Below are 20,557 nucleotides of genomic sequence, written 5' to 3'. Positions count from 1 at the left end.
GAGTTATACCATGAGTAATAAAATGAAAGCTGCGGTTCTGCACGAGTTCAACCAACCTCTGCAGATTGAAGAAGTTGATATCCCTACCCCAGGTCCTGGTCAAATTGTAGTAAAAATGCAGGCATCAGGTGTCTGTCATACCGACCTGCATGCTGTCGAAGGCGATTGGCCAGTCAAACCAAGCCCCCCGTTTATCCCTGGTCATGAAGGTGTCGGCCTGATCACTGCTGTGGGTGAAGGTGTTAAGCATGTCAAAGAAGGCGACCGTGTCGGTGTGCCTTGGCTCTACTCTGCCTGTGGTCACTGTACGCACTGTCTAGGTGGCTGGGAAACCCTGTGCCTAAGTCAAGAGAACTCTGGTTATTCAGTGAATGGTAGCTTTGCAGAATACGTATTGGCAGATGCTGACTATGTTGGCATTATTCCTGAGAGCGTTGACTCTGTTGAGATTGCACCAGTTCTATGTGCGGGTGTGACGGTATATAAAGGTCTGAAAATGACAGACACCAAACCAGGTGATTGGGTCGTCATTTCAGGTATCGGTGGACTTGGTCACATGGCGGTACAGTACGCCATTGCCATGGGACTGAACGTTGCTGCCGTCGATATTGACGATGAAAAGCTCGATTTTGCCAAAAAACTGGGGGCAAAAGTCACCGTCAATGCCAAAAACACCGATCCTGGTGAGTATCTGCAAGAAGAGATCGGCGGTGCTCATGGTGTGCTAGTGACAGCCGTCTCCTCTAAGGCCTTTGATCAAGCACTAACCATGCTACGCCGCGGTGGTACTTTAGTCTGTAATGGTCTGCCAACAGGCGACTTCCCTGTCTCTATCTTTGATACGGTACTAAATGGTATTACCATTCGTGGCTCAATCGTTGGTACACGCCTGGACCTACAAGAGTCGCTAGATATGGCGGCGGAAGGTAAAGTAAAAGCGACCGTTGCCGCTGAGCCGCTTGAGAATATCAATGATATTCTTGATCGTATGCGTGATGGCAAGATTGAGGGACGTATCGTGATTGACTACTCTATGTAGACATTGCAATCATCTTAGTGATTGGTACGTTTAGTCACAAAACATCACTTAATCACTAACGCTAGGTCGTATCGTTTTCAGCCACATGCTATGAATGATGTGAGTGAAGATGATACGACCTTTTATATTTTTTACCAATTAGTTTGGGTAAAAGTTTAAAAACAAGGAGCACGATATGAAACTTGAAGCGACAGAAGCCTGCGTTGCGTTAATTGAGTTATTAAAGTCCAAACACGGTGATCTGATGTTCCATCAATCTGGCGGCTGCTGCGATGGCAGCTCACCGATGTGTTATCCGCTGGGTGAGTTCAAAGTTGGCGGTCAAGACGTACTCGTCGGTGAACTTGCTGGCTGTCCATTTTATATGGGTAAAGCTCAGTATAAACTCTGGCAACATACTGACTTAACTATCGATGTAGTCGATGGTCGCGGTGCGAGCTTTTCACTGGAAATACCTGAAGGCAAACGCTTTATTGTGCGCTCTGAAATATGCGCCATTGAAGATTGAATGAATGCCTAGCGTCAGTATTCTGTTAGGTCTATACTAATCAATCACCTATATACTGGAAAGCTAGCTCTCCAGTTTGATTGGCATGGAAGCTATAAGGAATATAAAAATGGAATTTGACGCAAAATTTGATTACGTCATCGTTGGTGGCGGTTCTGCAGGTTGTGTGCTCGCTAGCCGGCTGACAGAAAATCCAGATATCAGTGTCTGCCTATTAGAATACGGCGGTGAAGGCAAAGACCTTGCGGTTCGTGTCCCTGCAGGTTTGATTCTCCTAGTCCCAGGCAAGCCGCTAAAATTGAACAATTGGTGCTTTCATACTACCCCGCAAGCGCATCTGAATAACCGGCGCGGCTTCCAACCTCGTGGGCAGTGTTTGGGTGGCTCATCAGCCATTAATGCGATGATTTATACTCGCGGCAGCGCGCTTGATTATCAGCGCTGGGTTGAGCAAGGCTGCGAAGGTTGGGGATTTGATGATGTCCTGCCCTACTTCATCAAGTCAGAAAACAATGTCCACGGCGCGGATGAACTGCATGGCGATAGCGGCCCTTTGCACGTCAGTAATTTATTAAGCCCGCGTGAAATCTCAAAAGCATTTGTAGAAGCGGCTGTCGCTAATGGCTTGGAGCACAATCAAGACTTTAATGGTAAAAAACAAGACGGCGCAGGACTATATCAAGTCACCCATTTTTATGGTGAAAAACAAGGTCAACGCTGCTCTGCGGCCGCCGCCTATTTACACCCCGTACAAAAAAGTCGGCCAAATTTAACCGTTATCACCCACGCCCAAGCCAACCGTGTCATCTTTGAAGACAAACAAGCCGTTGGCGTCGCTTATGAAAAAGACGGCGTCGAGCATACAGTAATGGCACGTCAGGAAATTATTTTGTCAGGTGGCGCTTTTGGTTCGCCGAAAGTTTTGATGCTATCTGGTATTGGTCCTGCCGAGCACTTGCAGGCGCACGGTATCGATGTATTGGTCGATGCGCCCGAGGTTGGCGGTAATCTACAAGACCATTTAGACGTGGTATTTGATTACGAGGTCAATACTACCGATGTGATCGGTATTGGTATGGCAACGCTCTCAACCTTGTCTAAAAGCATTCGCCAATGGAGAAAAGATGGCACAGGGCTACTATCTACCAACTACGCCGAAGCTGGTGCGTTCTTTAGCGTTGGTGACGCCCCAAAAGAGTGGCCAAATACCCAACTACACTTTGTCATCTCACGAGTGGTGAATCATGGTCGTGAGCTCAAACGCGGCTACGCCATCTCTTGTCACAGCTGCTATCTGCGCCCGAAAGTCGCGGCACTGTCAGACTCAACTCCGCTGACCCTTCTGACGCAGTGCTGATTGACCCAAACTACCTATCTCACCCTAAAGACGTAGAATACATGGTGGCTGGTGCAGAGCGTACCCGAGCGATCATGCAAGAAGCCCCAATCGCAAAATACATCACCGAAGACTACCCTGCTCCGTATATTGAAAAAGACGGCATGCTTGGTTATATTCGTAATAGATCAGATACCATCTATCACCCTGTTGGTACTTGCCGCATGGGCTCAGATGATCGCTCGGTCGTAGATCTGGAGTTAAAAGTGCGCGGTGTAAGCGGACTGCGTGTCATCGATGCCTCAGTCATGCCAACCTTAATCAGCGGCAATACCAATGCACCTACTATTATGATCGCTGAAAAAATGGCTGACAGGATTAAAGCTGAGCATGGTCAAAGTTAGCACAAAAATAATAGTTGGGATGACAGATCTGCTATGGACTATTCATTAAGTGCGTTTATTATAATAGCCTTTTATTGTGGCTCTAAAATGCGCTTGGTTAACTTTTGCACGGGTTGACCGATGATTAAGACAGCGACGAATGCTGTTGGCAAAGCAACTTTCCATGCATTGAGAAAGTTTATAAAAAAGTCCTCTGACGACCCTAAATTGATAAATGTAATAAACATCGTCATCAGAAATGATAATAATGTAGACATTATGGCGGTGTTAACGACTCTAAATTTAAAATTCATGACTTTCCTATAGATCAAATATAATATTATAAAAATAGGCTGATGTTGCTAGCCCCCTAAATTCGATAAATAACATTATATATAATTATATACTGTTTTTGAATTTCAAAAAAGCATTGTCCTAAGTAATCAATCACCAAACGTAGTGATTGATTACTTAGGACAATGCTTTATTGGGTTCTATTTTTGATTGATATTCACCACACCGCGACACTTTGGAAATTGCTGACAACCATCACCCAACTGGTACTTCCATCACCAATACTTGCGCATTGGCAATCACGTCCATTGTAAACTTATCAGTCTCGGTAATACCCAATCCATCGCGCGACTGTAAGACTTTACCATCAATGACCACACTGCCTGAAATGACAAATACGTAAACGCCATTATCAGTATCGTTGAGCGTATAAGTTTGGGTCGCACCTTGATCAAATTCGCCGACACTAAACCACGCGTTTTGATGAATCCACATGCCAGCGTCATCTGCATTTGGGGATAGCACTTGATTAAACGCATTTTGGTTTAGCAAGTCAATGATGCTGACCTGCTGATAGCGCGGTGTGACATTCTTTTTATTGGGCTCAATCCATATTTGTAGAAACTTAACAGGTGTATCCAAACTGGCATTCATCTCAGAATGCACGATTCCTGTGCCTGCGGACATAATCTGAATCTCACCGCTAGTGATGAGACTTTCATTGCCCATATCGTCTTTGTGCAACAACGTACCTGACAATGGGATACTGATAATCTCCATATTACGGTGTGAGTGTGAGCTTAAGCCTTGACCACCCTCTATATGATCATCATTAATCACCTTGAGGACTCCAAACCCTACCCGCGCGCGATCGTAGTAGTCGGCAAAGCTAAAGGTGTGCTTGCTCCTGAGCCAACCGTGATGCGAGCCACCGCGTTCATTTGCTGGATGATGAATGGTTTTCATAATACTAAAACTTGTCTTCTCTTTATTTCTGATCTAAATGTAATATTGCCATACAGCTGGTATCTGCCTATAAGCAGTGTCATTAATCAACAGACCACAAACAGTAACATTAGAAAAACAGAAGTAAAAATTACTATTGCGGCACAATATATTATAGGCGAATAGATAGCTTTAATATAAACTTGTTATTATTGTTTAAATTTTATATATAATTTACGTCTATTATTTATTATAATTCACTAATGATGGTCTAAGTGATCGCTAGCATGGCTAAGCTTATATCATTTTATTAATTTATCTTATCGTTAATTATTAACTATTTAAGGAATTAAAATGACATCATCTGATACGTTAACCAAAAAAACTATCTCAAGACGTAAGTTATACCAAACCCAAAATATATAGTATAATCCACTTATGACTATACCAATACATAACCTAGAAGACCATGACTTTGGCAAACACTCAAAGACTGAGCGCAATCCCAGAGCCCGACTACGCCTGCTCATCTTATACCAATATAGTATAGGCAAAGCCACCAACGATATTGCCAAAGACCTCTGCATACATCCTGAAACTGCCAGACGGACATTGAAGCGATATTATGAACGAGGACTTGAGAGTCTCTACGATCGTCATCGTCGAGGTCGTCGCAGCAAATTGGCAGAAGCAGACACAGCCGCTTTTAAAGCCATGATAGTCTCTGAACAAGAAAAGCGCGCTGGCGGTCGTCTAACCGGCAAAGACATTCAGCAATTGGCTAAAGAACACTACAACGCTCACTACACCGTTAACGGTATCTACGAGCTACTCAAGCGTATTGATATGAGTTGGATAAGTGCTCGTAGTCAGCATCCAAAAGCCGACCCACAAGCTCAAGACGCTTTTAAAAAAACTTTATAGCACAGGTTAAGGCGTCACTGCCTACTGATGTGAGCCTAGATCAAGTGGACATCTGGTTTCAAGATGAAACTCGAATAGGACAACAAGGCTCATTGACCAGAGTTTGGCATTACCGCGGTGGCCGACCTCGACTGATCAAGCAGCAACAGTTTCATTCCGCTTATCTGTTTGGTGCCTTTTGTCCAGCGACAAAGAAGGCTGTCGGCTTAGTACTGCCTTTCGTTAATAAACACACCATGTTATTGCATATGCAAGAGATTAGTAAAGCCGTTCCAAAAGGACGTCATGCGGTGGTGGTGATGGATGGCGCATTATGGCATCCACCAAGCTTGAATCAGGCTAATGTCACTATGCTTAAACTAGCGCCTTATTCACCTGAGCTCAATCCCTCTGAGAGAGTATGGCAGTACCTTAAGCAAAATGAGCTATCTAACCGTTGTTATGACAGTTATGAGGCTATTGTCGATGCCGCATGCTTGGCTTGGAATAATCTACTTAAACAGCCACAAAGGATTCGGTCTTTAACTACTCGTACCTGGGCGCAACTTTAATTGTTGGGTTTGGTATTACTAGGCGCAGCTGGCATCGGTCTTAGTGCATTACCCTTGATGAGCACGCAAGTGTTTGCAGCGGCAAACGACGCCACCAGACCACCAACGCCCTACCTCGCCAGTACCGCAGAAAAGAAAATTAACATTATCAGTCTCGAGCGCTTAGAAGTCGAAGCGCGCGGCGCTATTCCAAAAGCAGGCTATGAGTTTGTATCAGGCGGTGCAGGTGATGAGTGGACATTGCGCGAAAACCGTCGTGCATTTAATGATTATCGTATCGCAGCCAAACGCTTAGTTGGTTTGTCTAATGATGATATCGATATCAAAACGCGCTTGTTAGGCCTAGATATGCCCTCACCTATCATGGTTGCGCCAATGGGAGCACACATGATGGTGCACGAGCAAGGCGAAAAAGACACTGCACGTGGTGCTGGTCTTGCCAAGACTTTATATTGCTCATCAGGCGCATCAAACACCACGCTTGAGGAAATTGCCAAAGCGACTAGCGGCCCGAAGTGGTTTCAGTTGTATTGGAATAATGATGATGCGGTAACACGCTCACTACTGACTCGTGCAAAAGAAGCGGGCTATACAGCGATTATCCTAACCGCTGATGCTTTAGGACCTGGTATGCCTGAAGATTTTAAAGCGATGGGCAGTCCATTCCGCCCAGATGCAAACTTCGCCAATCATGATCCTAAGAAAGGGGGCTTTGGTAACTTTTTTGATCAAAAGACTTCTTTGACCCCTGAAAACATTCAATTTATCAAACGCTTCACGGGCTTGCCTGTTATCGTCAAAGGCATCCTTCGCCCAGACGATGCCGACAGATTTATCCGTGCAGGTGCTGATGCCATACAGGTTTCTAACCACGGCGGTCGTCAAATCGATGGCGTACCTGCCAGTATCACTGCACTGCCACCTATCGTCAAAGTAGTCAATAATCGCGTGCCCATTATCTTAGATGGTGGTATTCGCCGAGGTATTGATATCGTGCGTGCGATTGCCATGGGCGCAGATGCCGTAGCAGTCGGTCGTCCGATGATGTATGGTTTGGGTTTGGGTGGCGCACAAGGCGTGCAGTCGGTTATTGAGCACTTGAGTAATGATCTGAAATCAACCATGTTGTTAGCGGGTGCGGCCAAGCTGTCTGATTTAAATGCAAGCTATATCGATATCGTGGGTGAGAATGAAAAATTTGACACCTACAATGGTTAATCGATGTTATAGAGTTGAATTGACTTAATAACCCTCAAATCTAAACGATAAAAAAGAGCTGCTAGAATAATCTAGCAGCTCTTTTTTTGGGAGTTTCCTAAAAACTGTGTAACTGCTTATAATCCACTAACAGGAGAATAAGCAATGACTACCCAATCTGATATCAAGAAACTGGCCGAGCAAATGGCTGGTAGCATGAAAAGCTTCGATGACATCAAAGACTTTCAGAAGCAGCTCATGCAGTCGTTTATCGACACCGCTCTTGAAGCCGAGATGGAAGACCATCTTGGCTATCCCAAACATGAGAAGGCGGATAAACCTAATAAGCGCAACGGGCACACTAAAAAGACCGTCCGCAGTGACACAGGCGATCTTGAGATATCCACCCCAAGAGACCGTGATGGCGCTTTTGAACCTGCCTTAGTGCGTAAGCATCAAACCCGTATTAGTGGCCTTGATGACAAGATCATATTCCTTTACGCCAAAGGTCAAACCACCACCGAGATTGTAGAGAGTATCAAAAAGCTCTACGATGTTGACATTTCAAGCAGCTTGGTTTCAAGAGTCACGGACAACATATTAGAGGACATCACCGCTTGGCAGAACCGTCCGCTGAGCAGTGTCTATCCTATCGTCTATTTGGACTGCATCGTTGTGAAGATACGTCAAGACAAGCAGATCATCAACAAGGCGATCTATTTGGCGCTGGGTGTGGGACTTGATGGTAAAAAAGAGCTGCTTGGCATGTGGCTCTCAGAGAATGAAGGCGCTAAGTTCTGGCTAGGCGTTCTCACTGAGCTACAAAACCGTGGGGTACAAGACATCTTAATCGCTTGTGTTGACGGTCTAAAGGGCTTTCCTGATGCCATCAACACCGTTTACCCCAAAGCCAAGGTTCAGCTGTGTATCGTGCATATGGTGCGCTATTCAATGAAGTTCGTACCGTGGACGGATAAAAGGGCGGTAGCCGCTGATTTAAAAGCCATCTACGATGCTAATACTATAGAGCTTGCACAAGCTAACCTTGAGAGGTTCGATGAGACTTGGGGTACACAGTACCCGCACGTAGTTAAGTCGTGGCGCAATAACTGGGAGGGCTTAACGGCGTTCTTTGAGTACCCTAAAGACATCAGAAAAGTCATTTACACCACCAATGCGATAGAGTCGCTAAACAGCGTAATTCGGACAGCGATGAATAAGCGTAAGGTGTTTCCCTCCGATCAGGCAGCATTCAAGGTGGTGTACTTAGCAACTCAGCAGGCATCCAAAAAGTGGTCGATGCCAATCCGTAACTGGACGTCTGCTTTGAATCGCTTTATGATTATGTTTGATGACCGTATTAGTAAGCATTTAATCTAAAGGGCAGTTACACAGAATCTGGGATGGGCTCCTTTTTTGGCTCACAGTTTGTTATTTGTTAGAGGTTTTAGAACTGCCATTTCTTATCTTGTTGTTTATCAACCTTACCTTTTTTCTTATATCTTCTTTTCTGAACCATAGTATCTATTTTATCTTGCTTGTTCTGAGCTTTTTGATTTATCTGATCCAGCATTTTTTGCATCTTTTTGTCTATTTTATCCAGCTCTTTCTGACGTTTTTTCTCTACCTTGTCTAGCTCTTTTTGATGCTTCTTATCTATCTTGTCTTGCTCTTTCTGAATCTTCTTATCTATTTTATCTTGCTCTTTTTGACGCTCTTTCTCTATCTTATCTTGTTCTTTTTTACGCTCAGCATCTATCTTGTCTTGCTTTTTTTGTTCCTTCTTGCTCAATGGAATGTTATCTATCTCATCGTTATTCAAAGGCTTATTTGACATATTATATGACCCTATATCCTATTATTGTGTGGAATGTCGTGATACTAAATTAGTATCCTTGTACAGATAACATATCAATCCAAATTTACTTAGTCAATGTGTCAATACAAATATACACCTCAAAGAACGCTTTCTTTAGATTAGTACACAAAATGCAACGCTAACTGATACTTTAAACACCTAATTGGGGGTGTAATGGACAAAATTCATGCTAAAAAGTAGAAGGTAGTCGCTAATGGACATAATTCATGCTATTTGCGTGACTTTGAGAGTAAAAAGTCTTTAATAAACCGTAACTTACGGTGCTCATTTAAGCCATGATGACTGTGTAATTGCCGCTTGAGCTTACTAAATAAACCTTCAAGCGTATTGGTTGTATTTGGTATATCTAAGTGCTCATATTCTTGATAAGTAAACAACCAATCACTGTTGGTTCGCAGGCTACGATAAGCACTTCTAAGACGCTTATGCGTGTACCAAGTTCTACCCGTATCCTCATTGGTACTACGTTCACTGAGATAACCCCAGTTCGGGATAAGGGCTCAAAAAAAAGATAAAAAAAGAAGTCCGAAGTTGCTAAAGTAAGTTTACCAAGACCACTTAAGCAAAAAGGACTTCTTACATGGACAACCTAACCGAACTATACTGCCATATTGACGACTTTTATCAGCAATTCAAACCTGAGTTTGACGCTCATTTAATCGCAACGGGACACCAAAGGTTAAGAGCATGCCAGATAAGTGTAGCAGAGATTATGACCATCTTGGTACTGTTTCATCAACTGCGGTATCGACAGTTTAAGGCGTTTTACTACCACCATATGCTTGGCATGATGAAACGGGAGTTTCCAAATCTGCCGAGCTACTCGCGATTTATAGAGCTTGTGCCGCGCAGTATCATGCCACTGTGCAGCTACTTGCAAAGCATGATGGGCGACTGTACGGGTATCAGCTATATTGATTCAACCAAGATAGCAGTTTGTCATAACAAGCGTATCTACCGTCATAAAGTCTTTAAGGGACTTGCAACCCGAGGCAAAAGCAGCATGGGCTGGTTCTATGGCTTTAAGCTGCACGCCATTATCAATCATAAGGGCGAGCTTGTATCTGTTAAAGTCACTGCGGGTAATACGGATGACAGAGTGCCTGTTAAGGATATGGCAACGCCTGTGTTTGGCAAGGTGTTTGGGGATAGAGGCTATATCAGTAAAGCCCTAAACGAGTGGCTCACAAAACACAGTGATACCACGTTGATAACCAAACTTCGGCGTAATATGAAACCCCAATTACTTGAGCCTATGGATGAGGCACTACTCAATCATCGCTCTTTGGTTGAAACGGTGTTTGGAGAGCTTAAAAACTTGTGCCAAATCGAACACTCACGCCATCGTAGTGTCACGGGGTTTATCACAAACTTGCTGTCAGGTTTAATTGCTTATTGCTGGTTTCCCTATAAACCCACCATCAAAAATATGCCTCAGCAGGGACAGGTAGCAACATTGTAAATAGTATCAATGAGTTACAATGTGGCTTATCCCGAACTGGGGTTGAGATAGGCTTCGTAAGTCAGGTACCAGTGATCTAAGCACTTTATGAACGCGGCTTTATCAAGCTGTGTTAGGGTCAAAGTAAGCTGCCTAAGCTCAATGCTAGCGATATTCTTAGGGCGACGAGTCAGGTAGCGAGTCACTATTTGTATCTGATGAAACTGGCACATCTGACAAGGAGTACTGGTAAATAGCGTTCTAAGTCCTCGTCTAGCATCACAGGTGATGCTTTGTATATCAATGCCTAGCACCTTTAAGTAATCAACCCCTTGCTTATAGGCACTATTGGTTTCATGACTGACTATAGCGTAATGGAGAACCATTCTAGTGGCGTTGTCCATAAATACCATGAGACCAAACCCACGGCCAAAATAGGTCGTGTCCATGATGATATTAGCACGCTTAGGTCGTTTGATTTGGTACTCAATACTCACTTTGTCTAAGCGTCTTTGAATGGTTTTAAGACTACAGTGGTACTTGTCAGCCAGTTGTTTATACGTCTGTTTCCCTTGCGTATATTCAGTCCAAAGCATTTGGTTATTGAGTCTTGTGCCCCCTAAAAACTGCCGTTTGCAAGATAGGCATTGGTACTGTTGTTTGCCTAGTTTGCGTCCATTCTTTTTAGTGTGTTTATTACTACAAAAAGGGCAGTTTTTTGATTCATAGCGTTGATTCCTTGCAAATATAGACAGTATATAGCGTTAGACCCTACACCAGCATGAATTTTGTCCATTACACCTAATTGGGCGTATATGTACATAATATGAAAGAGTTGTAAGGTGCGCCCATTGCACCAATAAGACTACTTTGCCAATCTACAGGTTGCTTGGTTTAGTCCTTTTGCAGATCAAAAAAAGAGCTGCCAGATTACTCCAGCAGCTCTTCTTAGTACAATATGATTAACTCAACTATAAATTATAGCTAAGCGCTGGGCTAAAGCCGCAGCCTACAACACTTTTTAAACCAAGCTATTTACCGCATCAACCACAGCCTCAGTAGTAATACCAAACTCTTTATACAAGTCGCTTGCAGGCGCGGACTCGCCATAAGTGGTCATGCCGATGACTTTGCCATCGAGACCAACGAACTTATACCAGTAGTCCACATGCGCGGCTTCGACAGCGACGCGAGCACGGGTATTGGCCGGCAATACCGTTTCACGATAGCTGGCGTCTTGCTCCATGAAAATCTCGGCACAGGGCATAGATACCACACGGACGCCAACGCCATTTTCGCTCAACGTTGCATACGCTTCCATAGCTAAGCCAACTTCTGAACCGGTCGCAATGATGATGGCTTTTAGCTCGCCTTGCTCATTGGCTAGTACATAACCACCTTTGGTGATATTAGCGACTTGCTCGCTGTCACGCTGCTGGTGTGGCAAGCTTTGACGGCTAAAGATGAGCGCGGATGGATTATTTTCTGACTTAATCGCTTCTACCCAAGCAGTAGCAGATTCGGTCGCGTCACAAGGACGCCATGTACGTAGATTTGGCGTGGTACGCAGGCTAGTCAATTGCTCAACTGGCTGATGCGTTGGGCCATCTTCACCCAGACCGATAGAGTCATGGGTGTAGACGTGGATGATGCGCTGCTTCATCAAGGCGCCCATACGCACGGCGTTACGCGCGTATTCCATAAACATCAGGAACGTCGCCACGTAAGGGATAAAGCCGCCATGTAGCGCGATACCATTGGCAATCGCCGTCATGCCGAACTCGCGCACTCCGTAATAGATATAGTTGCCATCGCTATCAGTCTCAATGCCTTTCGCATCTTTAAATAGTGTGAGGTTGGAGCCAGCGAGATCTGCTGAACCGCCCAATAATTCAGGCAATAATGGCTGTAGCGTGTTAATCGCGTTTTGACTGGCTTTACGGCTGGCAACATCACCACCCTGCTCTTGAGTTTGTTGGATATAGTCCTTTGCTTGCTTGTCAAAATCCGCTGGCAATTCGCCATTTAAGCGGCGTAGTAGCTCACTTGCCAATTCTGGATAGGCATTTTTATAAGCTTCAAAGTCGGCATCCCAGTTCTTTTGTTGTACATCGCCTTTGGCTTTAGCATCCCACGCTTCATAGATTTCATCATCTAATTCAAACGGTGCATGCTTCCAAGATAAGGCATCACGAGTCAGAGCGATTTCATCATCACCTAACGGGGCACCATGGCTAGCCGCTAAGCCTTGCTTATTTGGGCTACCGACACCGATGATAGTTTTGCAGATGATTAAGCTTGGCTTAGTGGTCTCTTTGAGCGCTTGCTCAGTGGCTTGCGTGATAGCATCAGCGTCATGGCCATCGACTTTGATGACTTGCCAGCCATAAGCTTCAAAGCGTGCCCCAGTGTCATCAGTGAACCAACCTTCGACATCACCATCGATGGAGATACCGTTATCATCATAGAAGAATACTAATTTACCAAGCTCTAGCGTGCCAGCCAGTGAGCAAACTTCATGGCTGATACCTTCCATCAGACAACCGTCACCCAAAAACGCATAAGTATGGTGGTCGACGATGTTATGTCCGTCACGGTTGAACTGTGCGGCTAAGGTCTTCTCAGCGATAGCAAAACCAACCGCATTGGCGATACCTTGACCTAGTGGCCCGGTGGTCGTCTCAACACCTGGCGTATAGCCAAGCTCTGGATGGCCTGGGGTCTTTGAATGCAGTTGACGGAAGCCTTTTAAATCATCGATGCTGACATCATAGCCAGATAAATGGAGTAATGAATAGATAAGCATCGAGCCATGACCGTTCGATAACACAAAGCGGTCACGGTTGTGCCAGTTAGGGTCAGCTGGATTGTGCTTCAAAAACTTACGCCACAAAACTTCGGCAATATCGGCCATTCCCATCGGCGCACCTGGATGTCCAGAGTTGGCTTTTTGTACCGCATCAAACGACAGTACACGGATGGCATTGGCTAATTTACGTTCACTAATTGGAGCTGACATAGAGTGTCCTAATATTCAAATGAGAGGTTTGGCTGATAAGAGGAGAGTTTACTCAGAGGATAATCCATTAAAAGCGCGATAAACACTCTTAATGGATAGGCTATAAAATTAAAGTGCAATATTAACATATTTGCCATGAATCAAGCCAAAAATGCATTGTAATGACTGTTTGCATTTAATAATGACTCATATCGGTTTTGTCAAACGACAACCCATCGACAAACTATGTGCCAAGCAATGCGACAAAATTAACAGCTTGCTTATCATTCAATTGACAATAAAACTGTTATATATATTTAAACGCGCTACTGGTATAAATTTTACTTGCGTGCTGCGTTCCCAGAGGCTGCGCAACTGTATTTTAAAAGAAAGCATCCCAGTAGCGCTATGTTCTTTTTAGAATGCATCGACTATATTAAGCTAAAATAGTTTTAACACCGCCCATAAACGGACGCAATACTTCTGGAATGGTGATACTACCATCAGCGTTTTGATGGTTTTCCATCACCGCAAGTAAGGTACGCCCTACCGCTAGACCTGAACCATTTAACGTATGTGCCAGACTGGTTTGCTTGCCGTCTTTGACTCGCGTACCCATACGGCGTGCTTGGAAGTCGCCACAGTTAGAGCAGCTTGAGATTTCACGATAGGTATCTTGGCTCGGTAACCAAACTTCGATGTCATAGGTTTTTTGCGCGCTAAAGCCCATATCACCCGTGCAGAGCTGTACCACACGGTACGGCAGATTTAGCTGCTGCAAGATGTCTTCTGCTTGTCCAGTCATCGCCTCAAGCAGCTCATCTGATTGCTCAGCACTGGCAATATTGACCATCTCAACTTTTTCGAATTGATGCTGACGGATCAGACCACGAGTATCACGACCGTGCGAGCCTGCCTCACTACGGAAGCATGGCGTATGCGCGGTGAACTTTAGTGGCAGCTCTTTGATATCCAAACGCTCGCCGCGTACCAAGTTGGTCATTGGCACTTCCGCCGTTGGAATCAAATAAAAGTCGGTGCCATCATTATGAGTGTGGTTGGTGAGTTTAAACAAATCATCTTCAAACTTAGGTAACTGACCGGTGCCTTTTAGGCTTTCACTATTAACAATATAAGGCACATAAGTTTCGGTATAACCGTACTTGATGGTATGAGTATTTAGCATAAATTGAATCAATGCACGATGCAGCTGCGCAAGCTGGCCTTTTAAAACATTGAAACGACTACCCGTAATCTTCGCGGCTGCTTCAAAATCAAGCATACCCAAAGTCTCACCAATATGAGTATGGTCTTTGATCTCAAAATCAAACTCACGCAATGTGCCCCATTTGCGTACTTCTAAGTTATCGTCCTCAGAATTACCGACTGGTGTACCTGCTGCTGGTAAATTCGGAATTTGTAAGGCGGCTTGGGTAATCCGCTCTTGTAAGGTGCGCAGCTCGTCTTCAGCCGCTTTTATCTCACCGCTGACGCTTTGCATCTCGCTGAGCAGCGCACTTGCATCTTCGCCCGATTTTTTTAGCGCGCCCACTTGTTTTGCGCCAGCATTACGACGCGCTTGCAGCTCTTCCGTTTTCACTTGTAACGATTTACGCTCATTTTCGATGGTTTGCCAAAAACTCATATCAAGCTCGTAGCCACGAGTGGCCAATTGCTGCTGTAATTCGCTTAAGTCACCACGTAATAGTTTTGGATCGATCATAGTATTGGCCTGTAGGGCTGAAAGTGAATAAGAAGGTTAAAAAGACAATAGCAATGTAACAAGACAATCGTGCACAGTTCAATTGTACAGCTGGGTCTTGATTTTAGGCTGATCATACAAGGATATTTTAGCTGCTATGATACCAAGACCCAGCCGTTTTGACCATGTTTTGAATGGGTTTTCACGCGTTGATGGCACAGTTTTTGAGACTCTGGCTTTTAATACCTTATTGCTCACATAGTTGGTCGCGTGCTGATACGCTTTAGTTTCATTATATTTGCGACTGCTGCAAATAAAAAACGAATAAACCAACAACGATGGTTATGTGTTTCATTTAGGAGCACTTTTCGGTAAGATAAGCGCATATCTTTTAATCCACTTCTAGTTAGACGTGACATCACTCATCACGTCTGGCGCTTTTTAACTGAGTATCTGAGAAACCTTTATGGCCTTGTACCCTTATACCTTACAACCGATTGCCTTAAATCTAACCGAGGCCGAATTTCACCAAGCACAATATGAGCTATTTGCCAGTGCTAGCCCCTCTTTTGGTCTATCTGGCATCAAGATGAAAGAGTGGATCATTATGGCTGTAGTCGTGGCGCTCGCGATTGCAGGACTGGTCTTTGTCTCAGGCTACTCAACAATTATTTTTTGGGTGATGCTAGCAGCAGTCGTGATTTACCTTTTAGTTCGTACTCTTGGCTTTAAATGGTATGTCAAAAGAGAGTTTGATAAGCAAGTCGCTGAGCAACAAATGCCAGACGAGATGCGTCAGATGAAACTTGGTGTACAAAAGCACGGCTTGGTCATGGCAATGCCCGTCAACCAACCAGATCTTATGCAAAACCCGCAAATGCGCGGTATGCAGATGCGCGCAGGCTCGACACAACAAGCGGTCGTTCCATGGAGTGCCATCAAGAGCTGGGATGAAACTGACGATTATATCTTTATGATGTTTGAAATGAAGGGTCAACAAGGCAGCCAGATCATACCTAAGCGCTTAAAAGCACAAAAATTTCCGCTTGATACCGTTCGTCAGCACTTACTGGAAGTCATTCCTGTTAAAGGTCTAAACCCTGAGAAGTTGCAGCCACCTGCATAAAACGTGGTGAGTGCTTTTTATAGTCCAGTGAGCACAAAAGAAGTAGCCCGATGAGTGTTAGTTAAAAAAACAAATCATACTCTTATATTTATCAAAATTAACTTATACATGGTGCTTTACTATACTACTAAGTATTGGAAAAGAGGCTTAAGAAGATTCAACTCAGGTAAGTAAATCCTGATCGAATAAAGCTCGACTTAATAATTGTTTTTGTTAACTCAGAAACCAGCTCTTGTCTACCTTGTTATTTATTTACATTGTTACTTTATAATGTTCAAAAGCTGCAATATATTAACGAGCATAGCAATGAGGTTTTTCACTTGCTACACTTCTAGCCTCAATTATTTAATACTTTATAACAACACTCAAACTATAAGGATAATTTTATGAGTAATACTGATAATGCTACTAATCAAATCGGACTAGAAAAAGCAGATATGGGTGAAGTAATCACTAAATTGAATAGCCTATTATCAAGCTATCACATATTCTATATCAACGTACGTGGTTATCACTGGAACGTAAAAGGTGAGCACTTCTTCTCACTACATCAACAGTTTGAAGAGCTATATACCAATCTACAAGTAGAGATTGATGAAATCGCTGAGCGTATCTTGACGTTAGGTGGCACTCCTTTACATGCTTACAGTGACTTTGCACAACATGCCAGTATTAAAGAAGATAAAAATGTCAAAGATGGCAACGCTTGTATGAAAGGTGCGGTTAGCGGCCTGCAAGCTCTGATTGAAGAGCAGCGTGAAGTGTCAGCGTTGGCAGAAAAAGCAGAAGACCAAGGTACTGCTGACCTAGTTGACGATTATGTACAGCAGCAAGAAAAGCTGGTTTGGATGTACAATGCCTTTTTGGGTTAATAGTCTCTAGACTAACAAATTTATCTCTATCAAATAAAAAAGCACCTTTAAGGTGCTTTTTTATTGCTTAATCGTTTTATCGCTTACTGTTGAATCCACTGACGAATTTTTTCGCGTTCGGTAGGAGTCGCTTTGAGCCATAGCTGCATAAACTGATCCAATGTGCTCGCAGAAGTTACTGTACTAGAAGTCTGTGTCACCACTGTCTGATTGGTGGTAGATGGCTGATCTAAGGCAGCGATAGCACGTTGGTTTTGGAGCTGAGCATCACCGCCGCCACTGAACACACCGCCGAGCGCATTACCTAATCCTGAAAACAGTCCGCCACCGCTAGAGACACTTTGCTGGCTTGCAATAACTGTATTACCTTGCTGTACAGCTAGAGTTGGCTTTTCTGCATACTCTTTCGCTGCCGCATAGTCTTCTGGTTGGTTAGGCATCGTTAAGCGATATGTTTGATTGTCCATCATTTCTGCCGCGACACTAACATTTCCTGAGCGCAGATAATCATGTTCATCACGGCGCAAGTTATATAGACGGTCGTATTTAGCAGTAATGACATGCTTACCTGGCTGCAAAGTAAACTCTTTGGTCAATGGCTGAAAGACGCTTTGCTTGAGCTCCTGACCATTAATCGCGGTCACTTTAATATTGTCATCCACTAGCAGCGTGACTGCTGCATGAGAGAGCATGGATACTGAGCTTGCGCCAATTAATAGCGTACTAATGGTTAGCTTTTTGAGCAAAGAGGCAGATGTTTTCATAAGATATCCTATCTATGTATATGTTAAGAGTCTATGTCTTTGTATTGATGGCTCTATATTAAGAAAGTTTGGCGAGAAAAATTTTAGATGCTGCCTCTAAAGCTTTTGTGCTGACGCACAAAGCGCTTAAAAATCTAACGACATCGTGTGATTATCCTGACTGTCTATTTTATTATCATTTTGTGTTTCCTGATTGATATCAGCAAGTTCAGCGACAAGTGTCTGCTCATCGATAGTACGCAGTGCATCACTGATAACAGCCTTAGATATATTACTACGTCCAAGGTTAGAAAACATTGGCTGGATATAATTCAGCACTTCCATCATTGCCCCTATACGATGCGGACCATCATTGAGTAAATGATCGATAATACGTTCATCAAACTGCCAACCACGCCGACGTAATATAGACTGCAGTAATGCTTGGCGGTCAGCCAAATCATGACCATTGGGCACTTTAAAAGCAGGTGCTTGTGACAAACGGCTCAGTAAATCTGTTAGCTGAAACGGCAGCTCACCAGCAGGCTTATTGGCTGCAAATATCAATTGACGCTGACCTTCACGGCTACGATTAATCAGGTGAAACAAAGCTACTTGCCACTCGGTACTATGCTCGAGAACTTCTATATCATCAATAGCAATGACATCGAAGTTCTCTAAAGAAGACAATACATTGACATCAGTATGTATAAGCTCGTTGAGTGACAGACAAATCGCCGACTTATCCATATCCAGAAACGATTCGCAAATAGCAGATAAAAGGTGAGATTTGCCAGTAGCAGGGCTACCAAATAGGTACAGTTGACGAATCAGGCCGACATGTAATTGCCGCACTGCATCAATAATCGACATCCAACCTGGACCAGAAAAGTCACTGAGACTCGCATCATGCTTGATGTCCAGATTGAGACTTAGCTGCGCTTCTGCCATGAATCATCAACTCGGTTCGCGTAATACAATAGATAAGTAATACAATGAAATAAAAAAGCCAAACTGTTTTTTGGTACGCTTAAAGCTTGCATCCTGTAAATTAAAACTTCTTTAACTATGGTTGCTAGCATAACAAACACTGCGCCTATATATACCATACTTGCAAAATGACTGACAAGTCTTTTACCGTTAATATCTTATCATAAGTGACTGCTCACTATCGTACAGGGCAAATATTGACACCATTTAGCTTATCTTTACTTGCTGTATTCTTCCTTTACTCGCTGCACTATTCACTAAATATTTATTTTTTTTCAAATAAATCAAACTGTTTGCGGCCTTGATAAAAGTCGGTACTAATATAGTAGTCATACAAATGATGGAATAATACATTCAGTACTGCAGCCACAGGCAGCGCAATGAGCATGCCAACGAAACCTAATAAGCTGGCACCTGCCAATACTGCAAAGATTACCCACAGCGGTGACAACCCAATCTTATCACCTAATAACAGTGGCTGCAGGATATAACCCTCTGCGGCTTGTCCAACCAAAAATGCCCCAACGATTAATGATAAATATGTCCAGTTCAAACCAAACTGGAAGAGACATGCAATAATCGCTGCGACAAAGCCGATACCAAAGCCCAGATAAGGCACGAAGCTGGCAATCCCTGCCACCATACCAATGATAAGCCCAAGCTCGAGACCGATGAGCTGCAGCTGTACTGCATAAATCGCTCCTAATAACACCATCACCAATAATTGACCTTTGATAAAGGCCATCAGTGCTTGATCGCTGTCTTTAGCAATGCGTATAATTTTTTTAGAATAAGCAGCTGGAAGTGCCTTCTCCCATGTTTGCAAGCGACTGTCCCAGTTGAATAAAAAATAAAAAGTCAAAATCGGTACCAACACGATTAATCCCGCATTGTTGATGAACTTCATACTTGAGGCAAGTATTTGACTCATTAGACTGCTCGCATCAGCAAATTTGTAATGCGTCTGCATATATTCTACCAGCGTTTCTGAAAACCCTTTAGCCTCCAATTCTGGCAAACGAATACGGCTATTGTTTACAAACCACTCACGTACCACCTGATTATACCAGTTCAAAATCTTCGGTAGATATTCCCAAGCTGCTTGCAACTGATGCCACAACGTAGGTACCAACCACCATAGCAGCAATACCATACCGAGCGTTAGCGTTGCATAAACAACGATAATCGCCATCCAACGTTTGATATATTTTGATAAACGCTTCACCAATGGATTAAACAGGTAAGCCAATACGAAAGCAATAACAAACGGAATGATAACTGGCATCATCAAATGCAGCAAAACTAGAGACACTATAAGAACAGTGACGAAAAACAAACGCCGAAAAAAAGGATCTATCGGTTGGTTAATCATTAAGTGGATTCCTACTAGTAAACTGATTTAGATGATGATTGGTTTTATTTTTATATAATAAGCAATTTACCATAGCTATTTATACGATAGCCTTATCGTAAACTATGACATAACAACTGCCTATAGACCATAGCTTAAATAACTGTAACTTTAGAAGCTGTGATTTAAGCTCTTTATTATCGCAGAGTAAGATGAAAAATCCGTCATTTTTTGTTTCTTAGCTCTTTATTTGGCGCTTATGATTAATATTCACTGAT

18 protein-coding genes and 1 pseudogene are annotated in these 20,557 nt (G+C 43.5%); 10 read left to right on the top strand and 9 right to left on the bottom strand.

Translation table 11 applies throughout. The features are described from left to right. Positions 1-10 precede the first annotated feature (10 nt). From adhP to JMX03_RS04440, 3 genes and pseudogenes are all read left to right on the top strand, one after another. Positions 11-1,039: an alcohol dehydrogenase AdhP gene (gene adhP, locus JMX03_RS04450; RefSeq protein WP_201575212.1), complete on the top strand. Its 1,029-nt coding sequence runs from the start codon at positions 11-13 to the stop codon at positions 1,037-1,039. A gap of 175 nt (positions 1,040-1,214) precedes the next feature. Beyond that, on the top strand, positions 1,215-1,547 hold the full coding sequence (locus tag JMX03_RS04445; protein ID WP_068408108.1) for a DUF779 domain-containing protein: 333 nt from the start codon (positions 1,215-1,217) through the stop codon (positions 1,545-1,547). A gap of 109 nt (positions 1,548-1,656) precedes the next feature. After that, positions 1,657-3,287: pseudogene (locus tag JMX03_RS04440) on the top strand (GMC family oxidoreductase). Positions 3,288-3,358: 71 nt separating this feature from the next. Here JMX03_RS04440 and JMX03_RS15300 read toward each other — a convergent pair. Then, complete coding sequence (locus JMX03_RS15300) at positions 3,359-3,544, bottom strand: DUF2798 domain-containing protein (protein ID WP_227695906.1); 186 nt, start codon at positions 3,542-3,544, stop codon at positions 3,359-3,361. 271 nt (positions 3,545-3,815) lie between these two features. Further along, a complete protein-coding gene (locus tag JMX03_RS04430) occupies positions 3,816-4,526 on the bottom strand; it encodes a pirin family protein (protein WP_201594766.1) in 711 nt (236 codons plus the stop codon). A 417-nt stretch (positions 4,527-4,943) separates the two neighbouring features. Between JMX03_RS04430 and JMX03_RS04425 the strand changes: the two genes are divergently transcribed. The 4 genes from JMX03_RS04425 to JMX03_RS04410 all read left to right on the top strand — a co-directional run bounded on the left by JMX03_RS04425 (position 4,944) and on the right by JMX03_RS04410 (position 8,557). Continuing rightward, positions 4,944-5,429 carry a winged helix-turn-helix domain-containing protein gene (locus JMX03_RS04425; RefSeq protein WP_201594188.1) on the top strand — a complete coding sequence of 162 codons (486 nt, stop codon included), beginning with the start codon at positions 4,944-4,946 and terminating at the stop codon, positions 5,427-5,429. Between the two features lie 44 nt (positions 5,430-5,473). Next, positions 5,474-5,980, top strand: coding sequence for an IS630 family transposase (locus tag JMX03_RS04420; protein WP_201594765.1), 507 nt, complete (start codon positions 5,474-5,476; stop codon positions 5,978-5,980). After that, entirely contained in the window at positions 5,981-7,198 is a 1,218-nt protein-coding gene (locus JMX03_RS04415) for an alpha-hydroxy-acid oxidizing protein (RefSeq protein WP_201594763.1), read from the top strand. A 144-nt stretch (positions 7,199-7,342) separates the two neighbouring features. After that, positions 7,343-8,557 (top strand): IS256 family transposase, encoded by a 1,215-nt coding sequence (locus tag JMX03_RS04410; RefSeq protein WP_201594761.1) that lies wholly within the window; start codon positions 7,343-7,345, stop codon positions 8,555-8,557. 67 nt (positions 8,558-8,624) lie between these two features. Here JMX03_RS04410 and JMX03_RS04405 read toward each other — a convergent pair whose 3' ends face one another. Continuing rightward, entirely contained in the window at positions 8,625-9,014 is a 390-nt protein-coding gene (locus JMX03_RS04405; RefSeq protein ID WP_201594760.1) for a hypothetical protein, read from the bottom strand. Between the two features lie 622 nt (positions 9,015-9,636). Here JMX03_RS04405 and JMX03_RS04400 point away from each other — a divergent pair. Continuing rightward, a complete protein-coding gene (locus tag JMX03_RS04400) occupies positions 9,637-10,518 on the top strand; it encodes an IS982 family transposase (protein WP_201594757.1) in 882 nt (293 codons plus the stop codon). Positions 10,519-10,544: 26 nt separating this feature from the next. On the opposite strand, the gene JMX03_RS04395 is transcribed toward JMX03_RS04400, so the two are convergent. From JMX03_RS04395 to serS, 3 genes are all read right to left on the bottom strand, one after another. After that, a complete protein-coding gene (locus tag JMX03_RS04395) occupies positions 10,545-11,246 on the bottom strand; it encodes an IS256 family transposase, variant Zn-binding type (RefSeq protein ID WP_455233740.1) in 702 nt (233 codons plus the stop codon). 272 nt (positions 11,247-11,518) lie between these two features. Next, positions 11,519-13,516: a transketolase gene (gene tkt / locus JMX03_RS04390; RefSeq protein ID WP_201594755.1), complete on the bottom strand. Its 1,998-nt coding sequence runs from the start codon at positions 13,514-13,516 to the stop codon at positions 11,519-11,521. Positions 13,517-13,931: 415 nt separating this feature from the next. After that, positions 13,932-15,218 carry a serine--tRNA ligase gene (gene serS / locus JMX03_RS04385; RefSeq protein ID WP_201594753.1) on the bottom strand — a complete coding sequence of 429 codons (1,287 nt, stop codon included), beginning with the start codon at positions 15,216-15,218 and terminating at the stop codon, positions 13,932-13,934. A gap of 445 nt (positions 15,219-15,663) precedes the next feature. Here serS and JMX03_RS04380 point away from each other — a divergent pair, with 445 nt between their 5' ends. Beyond that, complete coding sequence (locus JMX03_RS04380; protein WP_201594751.1) at positions 15,664-16,323, top strand: YcxB family protein; 660 nt, start codon at positions 15,664-15,666, stop codon at positions 16,321-16,323. Between the two features lie 386 nt (positions 16,324-16,709). Next, positions 16,710-17,195, top strand: a complete 486-nt coding sequence (locus JMX03_RS04375) for a Dps family protein (protein ID WP_201575223.1) — start codon at positions 16,710-16,712, stop codon at positions 17,193-17,195. Between the two features lie 83 nt (positions 17,196-17,278). Here JMX03_RS04375 and JMX03_RS04370 read toward each other — a convergent pair whose 3' ends face one another. From JMX03_RS04370 to JMX03_RS04360, 3 genes are all read right to left on the bottom strand, one after another. Beyond that, entirely contained in the window at positions 17,279-17,959 is a 681-nt protein-coding gene (locus tag JMX03_RS04370) for a DUF2057 family protein (protein WP_201594749.1), read from the bottom strand. 126 nt (positions 17,960-18,085) lie between these two features. Next, positions 18,086-18,889 (bottom strand): DnaA regulatory inactivator Hda, encoded by an 804-nt coding sequence (hda, locus tag JMX03_RS04365; protein WP_201594748.1) that lies wholly within the window; start codon positions 18,887-18,889, stop codon positions 18,086-18,088. A 304-nt stretch (positions 18,890-19,193) separates the two neighbouring features. Next, a complete protein-coding gene (locus JMX03_RS04360; protein ID WP_201594746.1) occupies positions 19,194-20,300 on the bottom strand; it encodes an AI-2E family transporter in 1,107 nt (368 codons plus the stop codon). Between the last annotated feature and the right edge of the window lie 257 nt (positions 20,301-20,557).

Source organism: Psychrobacter fulvigenes, assembly GCF_904846155.1.
Lineage (GTDB): Bacteria > Pseudomonadota > Gammaproteobacteria > Pseudomonadales > Moraxellaceae > Psychrobacter > Psychrobacter fulvigenes.
The sequence above is the reverse complement of the archived record's forward strand: the minus strand, read 5'-3'. Positions and strand labels throughout refer to the sequence as shown.